The organism is Polaribacter sejongensis (assembly GCF_038024065.1).
Classification (GTDB): Bacteria; Bacteroidota; Bacteroidia; order Flavobacteriales; family Flavobacteriaceae; genus Polaribacter; species Polaribacter sejongensis.
This window is the reverse complement of the sequence record NZ_CP150667.1, coordinates 1,344,593-1,356,625: the sequence shown is the minus strand read 5'-3', so window position 1 is coordinate 1,356,625 and position 12,033 is coordinate 1,344,593. Positions and strand designations below refer to the sequence as shown.

The 12,033-nt window shown below is 30.0% G+C and carries 12 protein-coding genes; all 12 read left to right on the top strand.

Features of this window, described 5'->3' with window-relative positions:
- Positions 1–84: 84 nt before the first annotated feature.
- The 12 genes from WHD08_RS05650 (at position 85) to WHD08_RS05595 (ending at position 11,836) form a co-directional block, all read left to right on the top strand.
- Entirely contained in the window at positions 85–1,176 is a 1,092-nt protein-coding gene (locus WHD08_RS05650; RefSeq protein ID WP_208888892.1) for an N-acetylmuramoyl-L-alanine amidase family protein, read from the top strand.
- 54 nt (positions 1,177–1,230) lie between these two features.
- A complete protein-coding gene (locus WHD08_RS05645) occupies positions 1,231–2,202 on the top strand; it encodes an MlaD family protein (RefSeq protein ID WP_165730306.1) in 972 nt (323 codons plus the stop codon).
- Between the two features lie 23 nt (positions 2,203–2,225).
- Positions 2,226–3,542, top strand: a complete 1,317-nt coding sequence (locus tag WHD08_RS05640) for a (Fe-S)-binding protein (protein WP_165730308.1) — start codon at positions 2,226–2,228, stop codon at positions 3,540–3,542.
- A gap of 170 nt (positions 3,543–3,712) precedes the next feature.
- A complete protein-coding gene (locus tag WHD08_RS05635; protein WP_208888893.1) occupies positions 3,713–4,492 on the top strand; it encodes a (Fe-S)-binding protein in 780 nt (259 codons plus the stop codon).
- 23 nt (positions 4,493–4,515) lie between these two features.
- Positions 4,516–5,019, top strand: coding sequence for a PH domain-containing protein (locus WHD08_RS05630; RefSeq protein ID WP_205860165.1), 504 nt, complete (start codon positions 4,516–4,518; stop codon positions 5,017–5,019).
- Positions 5,012–6,511: a PH domain-containing protein gene (locus WHD08_RS05625; protein WP_208888894.1), complete on the top strand. Its 1,500-nt coding sequence runs from the start codon at positions 5,012–5,014 to the stop codon at positions 6,509–6,511. Before WHD08_RS05630 ends, WHD08_RS05625 begins: the two co-directional genes overlap by 8 nt.
- A complete protein-coding gene (gene menA / locus WHD08_RS05620) occupies positions 6,502–7,413 on the top strand; it encodes a 1,4-dihydroxy-2-naphthoate octaprenyltransferase (RefSeq protein WP_208888895.1) in 912 nt (303 codons plus the stop codon). The genes WHD08_RS05625 and menA overlap by 10 nt, the downstream gene beginning before the upstream one ends.
- Before the next feature lie 27 nt (positions 7,414–7,440).
- On the top strand, positions 7,441–8,118 hold the full coding sequence (locus WHD08_RS05615) for a metal-dependent hydrolase (protein ID WP_208888896.1): 678 nt from the start codon (positions 7,441–7,443) through the stop codon (positions 8,116–8,118).
- 1 nt (position 8,119) lies between these two features.
- Positions 8,120–8,644 carry an SRPBCC family protein gene (locus WHD08_RS05610; RefSeq protein ID WP_208888897.1) on the top strand — a complete coding sequence of 175 codons (525 nt, stop codon included), beginning with the start codon at positions 8,120–8,122 and terminating at the stop codon, positions 8,642–8,644.
- A gap of 98 nt (positions 8,645–8,742) precedes the next feature.
- A complete protein-coding gene (locus tag WHD08_RS05605; protein ID WP_208888898.1) occupies positions 8,743–9,780 on the top strand; it encodes an o-succinylbenzoate synthase in 1,038 nt (345 codons plus the stop codon).
- 2 nt (positions 9,781–9,782) lie between these two features.
- A complete protein-coding gene (locus WHD08_RS05600) occupies positions 9,783–10,748 on the top strand; it encodes a CPBP family intramembrane glutamic endopeptidase (RefSeq protein ID WP_208888899.1) in 966 nt (321 codons plus the stop codon).
- Positions 10,745–11,836: an AMP-binding protein gene (locus WHD08_RS05595; RefSeq protein WP_208888900.1), complete on the top strand. Its 1,092-nt coding sequence runs from the start codon at positions 10,745–10,747 to the stop codon at positions 11,834–11,836. Before WHD08_RS05600 ends, WHD08_RS05595 begins: the two co-directional genes overlap by 4 nt.
- The last annotated feature ends 197 nt before the right edge of the window (positions 11,837–12,033 follow it).

Genomic DNA, 12,033 nt, shown 5'->3' with positions numbered 1-12,033 from the left:
TGCTATTTTTGTATAAAGGTTAAAAGTATGGCTCAATATTTGAAACACCAAATTTACGAAGCCAAAATTAGTTAAATTTTATTGATGCAAATTAAAGAAAATCACAAAATTAATATCAAAGTTAAAAATCTTCTATTTTTTCTCTTTGTGTTCTCATTTTTAATGAACCCATCATTAGTCTTTGGGCAAAAAGAATATGTAGTTGTTATTGATGCAGGCCATGGTGGTAAAGACCCTGGTAACATGGGTAACGGTTATAAAGAGAAGAATATAGCGTTAAAAGTTGCGTTAATTGTCGGTAAAAAATTATCTAAAACGAGTGATATAAAAGTTGTTTATACCAGAGATGATGATGTTTTTATAGATTTATGGAAAAGAGGAGAAATAGCAAATCATGCAAAAGCAGACTTATTTCTGTCTATTCATTGCGACTCTCATACCTCTAATGCATACGGTGCTGGTACTTTTGTTTTAGGGTTAAGAGGTAATAAAAAGAACCTAGAAATTGCCAAAAGGGAAAATGCTGCCATTTTTTATGAAGATAATTATGAAGAGAAGTATAAAGGATTTGATTCTAATTCAGCAGAATCTGTAATCGGATTATCGCTTTTACAAGAAGAAAACTTAGATAGAAGTTTAGCAATTGCGAGTTTAATTCAACATAGTTTTACCTCTAAACTAAAAAGACACGATAGAAAGGTAAAGCAAGATAATTTTCAGGTTTTAAGAGAAACAATTATGCCAAGTGTTTTGGTGGAATTAGGTTTTTTAACTAATAAAACAGAAGGTAGATACCTAAACTCTAAAAAAGGTCAGGAACAAATGGGAACTGCCATTACAGCGGCTGTTTTAAATTATATAGGTAATTTAAAACTAAATACTGTAAACAATAATGTGTCAGAAAGCAAAGTAGTAGGTAATGTAGAATACAAAGTGCAAGTTGCTTCAGGAAAAAATAAAATAGAAACAAAAGCATATAATTTTAAAGGTTTAAGAGATATAGAAAGAGTTCCTGTGGGGAGTTTTTATAAATATTATTTTGGAAATACGTCTAACTATAGTAGTGTAAAACAATCTTTAAGGGTGGCAAAATCTAAAGGATATACATCTGCTTTTATTGTTGCTTTTAAGAATGGAGAAAAGATCTCTGTACAAGAAGCGCTTAAAATACAATAGATTTGATGGTTTCAACCAAAAATTATTAGTAGTTTTGTTATTAAACTTTTATGGATGTCTAAAGAATTAAAAACAGGAATTGTAGCTATTGTTATTATATTCATATTTATATGGGGATATAATTTTTTAAAAGGTCAAAACTTGTTTGATGGAAGTACCCGTTACTTCAAAGTAGAATACACCAATATTGGTGGTTTAACGGAGTCTAGCTCAGTAACTATTAATGGGTTAAAAGTAGGTAAGGTTATAGATATTGCTTTTAATAAGTCAAATGATAAAAAAGGGCAATTAGTAGTTAATTTCGCTATTGAAAAAGATTTTGATTTCTCTAAAAAGAGTATTGTAAAAATATATTCTCCAAGCCCTTTAGGTGGTTCTAACTTAGCAATAATACCTAATTATGAAGGAGAAATGGCTGTTTCTGGAGATTATCTTAAAGGTGAAATTGAATCTAGTTTATTTACTTCTATTGGTGAGCGTTTAGATCCTATACAGGCAAAGTTAGAGACAGTAATGGTAAGAGCTGATTCATTGTTTAAAAATGTAAACAATATTTTAGATACAAACACACAGAATAGTCTAAAAAATTCGGTTTCTAGCTTAGAAGCTACTTTAAATGAAGTAAATAAGATGATGTCTTCTGTAAACGGAATGATAGATGCTACTTCTTCAGATTTAAAAGCAAGTGTAAAAAACACAAAAACAATTACAGAAAATTTTGCAAAAGTTTCAGATACGTTAGCAAATGCAGATATTGGCAGGATTGTGAAAAAAGCAGAACATACGCTTACTTCTGTTAATACAATATTAGAAGGTATCAATTCTGGTAAAGGTACTATTGGTAAATTAATTACTGATGAAGCGATGTACACAAATTTAGAAAACGCTTCTAAAGAACTAGAAGAATTGCTTAGAGAAATGAAGTTGAACCCTAAGCGATTTGTACACTTTTCATTATTTGGTAAAAAAGCAAAGCCTTATACACCTACTGAAGACGACGAATTAGACAACGAAGAAAACAACTAATTTCACATAAACCCTTTACGAATATGCAATACTTACCAAACATAATCTTTGCTTTAGCATTAGCTTTAGGACTTAGTTTTTTTGTGATGAATATTCGCAAATTATTTAGAAATATAAAATTAGGAAAAGAGGTTAATCGTACGGATAAAAAGCCTGAGCGTTTAAAAAATATGATGATGATTGCTCTTGGGCAATCTAAAATGGTAAAAAGACCTTTTTCAGGAGCGCTTCACATTATTGTGTATGTTGGTTTTATCATTATAAATATAGAAGTTTTAGAAATTATTATTGATGGGTTATTTGGAACTCACAGAGTTTTTCAAGGGCTTTTAGGTAATGGTATATATGGATTTTTAATTGGTGTTTTCGAAGTATTAGCAGTCTTAGTTTTTGTAGCTGTTATTGTTTTTTGGTTACGTAGAAATATATCTAATATTAAACGTTTCTTAAGTAAGGAAATGAAAGGTTGGCCTAAAAATGATGGAAATTATATCCTTTATTTTGAAATGGTGTTAATGACATTGTTTTTGGTTATGAATGCTACAGACGCTAGTTTTCAGCAAGCAGGAGTAGGGAATACAATCAGTCAGTTTATAGCACCGTTATTTGATGGTTTTTCTCCAGAAGGTTTACATACAATAGAAAGAACTGCATGGTGGATTCATATTTTAGGAATTTTAGTTTTCTTAAACTACTTATATTACTCAAAACATTTACACATCTTATTAGCGTTTCCAAATACCTATTTTGCAAATTTAAACCCAAAAGGGCAGTTTACCAATTTAGATTCTGTTACTACAGAAGTAAAATTAATGATGGATCCAGATGCAGATCCTTATGCAGCTCCAGCTGAAGGAGCGGAAGAAGCAATTCCAGAAAAATTTGGAGCATCTGACGTTGCAGATTTAAACTGGGTACAATTATTAAACGCATACACCTGTACGGAGTGTGGTAGATGTACATCATCTTGTCCTGCAAACCTTACCGGAAAAGAATTATCACCAAGAAAAATCATGATGGATACTCGTGATCGTTTAGAAGAAGTTGGTAGAAATATCGATGCTAATAAAGGTGTTTTTGTTGATGATGGTAAACAATTATTAAACGATTATATTTCTCCAGAAGAACTTTGGGCGTGTACAAGTTGTAATGCTTGTGTAGAAGAATGTCCTGTAAACATAGATCCTCTTTCTATAATTATGGATATGAGAAGATATTTAGTAATGGAAGAAAGTGCAGCGCCACAAGAGTTAAATATGATGATGACAAACATCGAAAATAATGGAGCTCCTTGGCAATATAATCAACAAGACAGGTTAAACTGGGCTAACGAAGAGTAAAAAATAGTTGGCAGTTTACAGTTTTAATTGTCAGTGAAAAGCTATTGTTTTAAAAATTAGTATTCAGTCTCAGTTTTCAGTTCCTGTTAGTTCGAGTAAATTTAAGAGGAACGAATAAATTTGTATCAAGAACACACGATTAATCATTTAAACGAATAAACATCAAAGTTATGAACGTACCAACAATGGCAGATATGATGGCTCAAGGAAAGCAACCAGAAGTGTTGTTTTGGGTTGGCGCAGCAGGAAGTTATGATGATAGAGCAAAAAAAATATCGAGAGCATTTGTAAAAATATTACATCAGGCTAAGGTAGATTTTGCTGTTTTAGGAACGGAAGAATCCTCTACTGGAGATGCCGCAAAAAGAGCAGGAAATGAGTTCTTGTTTCAAATGCAAGCAATGATGAATATTGAAGTGCTAAATGGTTACGAAGTGAAAAAGATTGTTACTTGCGATCCGCATTCATTTAATACTTTAAAAAATGAATATCCTTCTTTAGGAGGAAAATATGAGGTTTTTCATCACACACAATTCATACAAGACTTAATAGCAGAAGGTCGTTTAAAAATTGATGATACTACTTTAAAAGGTAAAAGAGTAACGTTTCACGATCCTTGTTATTTGGGTAGAGCCAATGATGTTTATGAGTCTCCTAGGGAACTTATAAAAAGGTTAGGTGTCAATTTAACAGAAATGAAACGCAATAAATCCACCGCTTTATGTTGTGGAGCAGGAGGAGCGCAAATGTTTAAAGATGCAGAAAAAGGGGATAAGGAGATTAATGTTTTAAGAACAGAAGATGCTTTAGAAACCAAGCCAAATATTATAGCAACTGGTTGCCCTTATTGTAATACCATGATGACAGACGGAATTAAATTTAAAGAAAAAGAAGCAGAAGTTGTTGTTAAAGATATTGCTGAGTTAATTGCAGAAGCTAATAATTTGTAGATAAAAACATTAAAATAATTTAAATGTTTGAAAACGAATTGGTTTCTAATTTACCAAATATTACCGAGATAGCCTTTAAACCGATTCATAAGAATTATTTAAAAGTCATTTTATTTAATGTATTATTAATTTTTACTGCTGCCTTATTAGGGATTTACTTAGCAAGTTATTATAATTTTCTTGAAGGAATTAGTCCTTATGTTTACCTTATCTATATCGCCTTTATAATTGTTTTTATTTTCACAGTACTTTTACTTTACTTCGGATTTAAAAAAAGAAAATACGCAGTTAGACAAAAAGATATTTCTTATAAAAGTGGTCTGTTCTACAAAAAAATAACAACAGTACCGTTTTCTAGAGTTCAGCATATAGAAGTAGATGAAAGTCCTTTTTCTAGGTTTTTTAAATTGGCTTCCTTAAGTGTTTTTACGGCAGGAGATAGTAGTGACGATTTAGAAATAAAAGGTATAACCAAAAAAGAAGCTATAGAAATAAAAGAATTTATCAGTCAAAAAATCAATGAATAACACGTTTGATTTTAGCCAATTTTCTAAGCAATCTAAAAAAGGAATACTTGTAATTTATCTTAAGTTACTGTATAAAGTATTAAAAGCTTTTTGGGTTTTGCTGTTCTTATTTATTCAGAAGTTTTCTGAGCTTAACGAGAGTACATTTTTCTATATCTACTTAGGACTCGGGTTTTTGTTTTTATTTTTTCTGATTAGAGCTTTTTTGATTTATGAAAACTTTCAGTTTAAGGTTCAAAATAATCACTTTATCTTAAAACAAGGAATTTTAAACAAGACAAATACTTCCATTTCTTTTGATCGAATTCAGAATATTAATTTTAAGCAAAATATTATTCAGCAAATTATTAATGTTCATGAAGTTAATATAGAAACTGCTGGGTCTAATAAAACAGAAATTTCTATAAAGGCATTGTCTTTTCAAAAAGCAAAAGCACTTAAAAGTCAACTTTCATCTTATAATTCAAACATACTTAAAGAGGAAAGTATTAAAGAAAAGCCATTTTTAAAAATAAGTTTATTAGAATTGTTAAAGGTTAGTTTAACAGAAAATCACCTACAAAGTTTACTTATTTTTCTAGCATTATTATTAGGTCTTTATCAGCAGTTAGAGCAATTATTTAGCGGTATTGGAAAAGATTATTTGCTAAATGAATACATAGAGAAGAGTGGTAATTCGTTTCATAAAAGCGTATTTGTATTTATTGTGCTCTTTATTTTACTGGTTTTTATAGCTATTTTAAGTTCTTTTGTAAGAGTGTTTTTATTTCATTTTAATTTAACTGTTTTTATAAAAGACCAGAATTTTGAAATCTATCAAGGATTGCTTACCAAGAAATCTATTATTTTAAAAAAGGATAAAATTCAAAGTATTACTGTTTCTACAAATCCAATAAAAAAGACTCTAGGCATTTCTTTTATCACATTTAAACAAGCTGTTAGCGGTAAGGTAAGTGGAAAAAGAAAAGATAAATTAATACGTATTGTTGGTTGTAGGAGAACTCAGGTTAATAAGGTTAAAGAACTGCTTTTCAATTTTTCTGAAGTAGATCATTTAGAAAAAAAGCAGGTGCATGTTTATTTAAAAAAGAGAATGTATTTTTTGTCTTTTATACTTTTGTTGATATTAAACGGAGCTCTTTATCTTACTTTTTTAGATGGATTGGTTTTCTTAGGGAATGTTTTATTGGTTCCTTTATTTATCCTTTTTGTCAGTTTAATTTTCAATAAAAGATTTTATAAAATAAGCGATGATGTTTTGCTAGTTGGTTCTGGATTTTTTGACACTCATTTAACATATTTACCGTTTTTTAAGGTTCAAAATATTAAAATGATGCAAACTTTTTTTCAAGAAAGAAATAAGGTTGTAGATTTGGTCTTTCAAACCGCTTCTGGAGAAATTAAACTTCCTTGTATAGAAAAAAGCCAGGCGATAAAAATTTACAATTATACTTTATTTAAAGTGGAAAGTAGTACAGATTTATGGATGTAAAAAGTTATGTAAAAGCAGCACGATTAAGAACTTTACCTTTATCGGTTTCAGGAATTATTGTTGGAAGTTTTTTAGGGAGTGATCAATTAAATAATCAGATTTCTATTTTAGAATCGCCTATTTTTTGGTTAGCAATTTTAACCACTATCGGTTTTCAAGTATTGTCTAATTTTGCAAACGATTATGGAGACGGAATTAAAGGATCTGATAAAAATAGAACAGGAGAAGCACGTATGGTTTCATCAGGAGCAATTACTCCGAAACAAATGAAATCTGCCATGATAATTACAACGATCATTACGTTGATAATTGCGTTATTGTTAATTTATGTTTCTTTCGGAAAAGAAAATTTCGGGTATTCAATACTGTTTTTAGGTTTAGGAATTGCTTCTATTGCAGCAGCTATAAAATATACAGTTGGTAATTCAGCCTATGGATATAGTGGTTTTGGAGATGTTTTTGTTTTTCTATTCTTTGGATTACTAAGTGTTATAGGTAGTTATTTCTTATTTACAAAACAGATAGATTTTACTGTTTTTCTACCCGCAATATCTGTTGGGTTGCTAAGCACAGCGGTTCTAAATCTAAATAATTTACGAGATAGGGAAGAGGATCAAAAAAATAATAAAAATACGTTAGTGGTAAAGTTAGGAATATTAAAAGCAAAAAAATACCATTATGGATTGATTTTTGGTGCTTTAATTACTGCTTGTGTCTATACTTTTTTAGATTTTAAAACTGTTTATCAACTTATTTTCTTAATGGCTTTTGTGCCATTACTTAAAAACGTAAAAACGGTTGCAAACAACACGGTACCTTCGGAATTAGATAGTGAATTAAAGAAAGTAGCATTGAGTACTTTTTTGTTTGCAATCCTTTTTGGAATTGGACAAATATTGTAAATTAGAATTCAATTATAATTGTAAGATATGGAGATTAAATATTTAGGGCATTCTTGTTTTTCTATAGAAATTAATAAAGTAACTATTTTAATAGATCCGTTTATTTCGGGTAATGCATTGGCTTCTCATATAGATATTTCTAATTTGAAAGCAGATTTTATCTTATTAACCCATGCGCATCAAGACCATGTTTTAGATGTAGAAATAATCGCAGAAAGAACAAAGGCAGTCATTGTTTCTAACTATGAAATAGCCATGTACTATGGAGCAAAAGATTTAGAAGTAACAGCATTAAACCATGGAGGAACTTTTAAAACGGAGCACTTTTCTGCCAAATATGTAAATGCAATTCATACCTCTTCTTTTGTAGATGGCACGTATGGCGGTGAGCCAGGTGGTTTTGTTATTTCATCTAAAGATAAAAACTTATATGTTGCAGGAGATACTGCTGTTACTATGGATATGAAATTAATTCCTTTAACAACAAAACTTGATGCGGCTATTTTTCCTATTGGAGATACGTTTACAATGGGAGTTGAAGACGCAATTATTGCAAGTGATTTAGTGAAGTGCACTAAAGTAATAGGTTGTCATTTTAATACTTTTCCTCCAATTGAAATAGATGTAAATGATGCCAAAATTAAATTCTCATCAAAAAATAAAGAATTAGTTATATTAGAAATAGGAGGAAATATAAATTTATAAAATGAAAACAATAAAAGTAATATTAATAATCATCTCTACCTTTATAGTGATTTTTTTACTAACAGGTTTAATTGTAAAAGAAACAACGTATACCGCAGAAGTGTCTATAGATAAGTCTGTAGACGAGGTTTTTACAGCTTTTAATAATTCTGAGGATGTAAATAACTGGATTCCAGAAGTACAGTCTTTTGAAGTTGTTAATGAAAACCCTGGAAAAATAGGAAGTATCTATAAAATTGTTGTTTTAAACCAAGGGCAAGAAATAACAATGACGGAAAAAGTGTTGGCGTATGTACCCAATGAAAAAGTAACCTTGTTTTTTAATGCACAGGGTATGCTTAAAAAAGACGATTATATATTTACAGAAAAAGACGGAGTTACAACCGTTACTTTAAATGCAAGTTGCCAAAGTGATACTTTTTTAATGGCTTGTGTTTTTCCATATTTTAAAGGAACATTCATGGAGCAAGATCAATCTTATTTAGATAATTTTAAAGCTTTTGTAGAAGATAAAAAAGAAGATTAATTTTTCTTCTTTCGTTGATAAGACCGTTAAAAATATTTTATTGGCTGTGGTAAAGCACAAAAAAATCGGTATTCATATTTTATAAAAAATAAATTCTTTTGATACACGCTACTCACAAAAAATATACGCTCAATTTTAAAAATCCAAGTGGTACTTCACGAGGAATTTTAAGAACCAAAGAAACGTGGTTTATTATTTTAGAAGAAAATGATAAAACAGGTATTGGAGAAACTGGTTTGTTTAGAGGTTTAAGTATAGATGATGTAGTTAATTATGAAGAAAAACTAATTTGGGCTTGCAGCAACATAAACAAAGGTTTGGTGTTTTTGCTTAAGGAGCTACGTGAGTTTCCGTCTATACAATTTGGATTAGAACAGGCTTTTTTATCGCTTAAAAGCGAAGATCAGTTTACATTGTTTCCATCAGAATTTACAAAAGGAAATGAAGCTATTGCTATAAATGGACTTATCTGGATGGGAGAAAAAGCATTTATGAAAAAGCAAATCAAAGAAAAATTAGAAACTGGTTTTTCTTGCATCAAAATGAAAATTGGTGCTATCGATTTTGAAGCTGAAATAGCATTGCTAAAATCCATTCGAAAAGAATTTTCATCTGAAGAAATAGAATTAAGAGTAGATGCTAATGGTGCTTTTAATCCTAAAAATGCGTTAGAAAAATTAAAGCGTTTATCAGAATTAGAAATTCATTCTATAGAACAACCCATCAAACAAGGGCAAGTGCAAGAAATGGCTGCTTTATGTGCTAAAACACCTTTGCCAATTGCATTGGATGAAGAGTTGATTGGTATATTTTCATCCGAAGATAAAAAGCAGTTATTACAAACAATTCAACCTCAATTTATCATTTTAAAACCGAGTTTAATTGGCGGTTTTGCGGGGAGTTTAGAATGGATTAAATGTGCAGAAGCAATAAATACTGATTGGTGGATAACTTCTGCATTAGAAAGTAATATTGGGTTGAATGCTATTGCGCAATTTACACATACCTTAAAAAGTAATTTACCACAAGGCTTAGGTACTGGTGGCTTGTTTACAAATAATTTTACGAGTCCGTTAGAAGTTAAAAATGGAGCTTTGCATTATAATCAAACTCAAAATTGGGATTTTAATTTATAAATATGAATTTTATACAACAAGCATATAAAGGAAACAATGAATGGTTTCATTGGGTATTAACTATTATAGTCGTTTTTGTTGGCTGGCAAGTTATTGGTGTGTTGCCTTTAACAGCTTTAGCTATTATGCATTCTGCAAATTTTTCTGAATTTATTGCCGCTGGAGAAAATAACTTTATGACGTTAGACATCGATAAAAATCTCTTCCTTTTTTTTATGATTTTAATGTTCTTTTTTGGCTTAGTCAGTCTTTTAATAGCAATTAAGTATATTCATAAAAGAACTTTAACATCGTTGGTTACGAGTAGGAAATCGATAGATTGGAAACGTTTTTGGTTTGGCTTTATTACATGGGGAATCGTTTCTGCCGTTGTAATTATGAGTGGAATTTTTCTATCACCAGAAAGTTATGAGTGGAATTTTAAACCGATCCCTTTCTTTACTTTAATAGCAGTTTCTTTTCTATTTTTGCCTTTTCAAACTAGTTTTGAAGAGTTGTTGTTTAGAGGATACTTTATGCAAGGTTTGGGAATTTTAGCTAAAAATAGATGGGTGCCTTTATTTATCACTTCGGTTTGCTTTGGGTTATTACATGGCGCAAATCCAGAGGTGGAGAAACTAGGTTACATTTCTATGGTTTTTTATATTGGAACAGGGTTCTTTTACGGCATTACCACTTTAATGGACGAAGGAACCGAATTGGCAATTGGCCTACATGCTATAAATAATATTGTAGCAGCATTTTTTGTAACTACCAATTGGACTGTTTTTCAAACGGATGCTTTGTATGTAGATACTTCAGAACCTTCTGTAGGATGGGAAATGTTTTTCCCTGTGTTGGTTTTATATCCAATTCTATTATTTATTTTTTCTAAGAAATATGGATGGAAAAATTGGAAAGAAAAACTAACGGGCAAGATTATTGAACCTGTTAATTTAAAAGAAAATTATAGAATTTTAGAAGATTGAAAATAGATAAGTTTCATAATTGCTTTCAGTTAAATGGTGTTTCTTTTACTTCTGTAGATGAAATTCTAACCTATGCATCACGTTTTACGGATGAAATACACCCGTTTTTAGAAACATGGTTTTCAGACGATTATTTTATCACAGTTAAAACTTCTGGTTCTACAGGTGTTCCAAAAAACATAAAATTACATAAAAGGCAAATGATTAATTCTGCTTTGGCTACCGGTAGTTTTTTTGATTTAAAAGAAAATACTACAGCATTATTATGTTTGCCTACAGAATATATTGCAGGTAAAATGATGCTGGTTCGGGCTTTAACTTTAGGCTGGCATTTAGATATAGTGGCACCAACTTCTTATCCACTACGTGGGATAAAAAAACAGTATGATTTTTCTGCAATGGTTCCGTTACAGTTAGAGAATTCTATCAATTCCTTAAATCAAATTAATAAATTAATTGTTGGTGGAGGCGTGGTTTCAAATCAATTACAAGATAAAATTCAGAGCGCTAGTTGTAGTATTTTTGCTACTTACGGAATGACGGAAACCATTACTCATATTGCCGTTAAAAGGTTGAATAACTTTTCTTCATTACAAAAAAATAATAGTAATGAATCTTCACAAAAGGACTTTTATGAAACATTACCAAATGTAGAAATCTATAAAGATGTTAGAAACTGTCTGGTAATTAAAGCACCAAAGGTTTCCAATGAAGTGATTTTTACAAATGATATCATTCATTTAGTTGCTGATGATCAATTTGAATGGTTAGGGCGTTTAGATAATGTGATAAACTCTGGAGGAGTAAAATTGCATCCAGAAAAAATAGAAGAAAAGTTATCTAAAATAATTAGCAACCGTTTTTTTGTAGCAGGTTTAGCAGATGATAGGTTAGGGCAGAAGCTTGTTTTAATTATAGAACAACCATTTGCTTCATTAGAGGCAGAAGTTGCTTTAAAATTAAAAATAAAGCAATTAATAGCACTTACTAAATTCGAGATTCCGAAAGAAATTTATTTTGTTGCTAATTTTATAGATACAGAAACAAATAAAATTCAACGTACCAAGACCTTAGAGTTATTACAATAAGAAGTTAGGATTATACATTCATTTTCAATATTTTGTAATATTATATCCGAAAGAGAAACTTTCTCTCTGAAATAATAAAAATATAAATTCTATACATTTAAGATTCATATAATAGTGCTCTAAATTTCTTCACTATTTAATAATATTATATTATTCTTATCATTATTTTAAATTTACCATAATTAATAACTAAATGT

What these genes read in the sequence shown, in the direction of transcription:
- WHD08_RS05650 (WP_208888892.1), top strand. Translation starts at nt 85, where the DNA reads ATGCAAATTAAAGAAAATCACAAAATTAATATCAAAGTTAAAAATCTT.
- WHD08_RS05645 (WP_165730306.1), top strand. Translation starts at nt 1,231, where the DNA reads ATGTCTAAAGAATTAAAAACAGGAATTGTAGCTATTGTTATTATATTC.
- WHD08_RS05640 (WP_165730308.1), top strand. Translation starts at nt 2,226, where the DNA reads ATGCAATACTTACCAAACATAATCTTTGCTTTAGCATTAGCTTTAGGA.
- WHD08_RS05635 (WP_208888893.1), top strand. Translation starts at nt 3,713, where the DNA reads ATGAACGTACCAACAATGGCAGATATGATGGCTCAAGGAAAGCAACCA.
- WHD08_RS05630 (WP_205860165.1), top strand. Translation starts at nt 4,516, where the DNA reads ATGTTTGAAAACGAATTGGTTTCTAATTTACCAAATATTACCGAGATA.
- WHD08_RS05625 (WP_208888894.1), top strand. Translation starts at nt 5,012, where the DNA reads ATGAATAACACGTTTGATTTTAGCCAATTTTCTAAGCAATCTAAAAAA.
- menA (WP_208888895.1), top strand. Translation starts at nt 6,502, where the DNA reads ATGGATGTAAAAAGTTATGTAAAAGCAGCACGATTAAGAACTTTACCT.
- WHD08_RS05615 (WP_208888896.1), top strand. Translation starts at nt 7,441, where the DNA reads ATGGAGATTAAATATTTAGGGCATTCTTGTTTTTCTATAGAAATTAAT.
- WHD08_RS05610 (WP_208888897.1), top strand. Translation starts at nt 8,120, where the DNA reads ATGAAAACAATAAAAGTAATATTAATAATCATCTCTACCTTTATAGTG.
- WHD08_RS05600 (WP_208888899.1), top strand. Translation starts at nt 9,783, where the DNA reads ATGAATTTTATACAACAAGCATATAAAGGAAACAATGAATGGTTTCAT.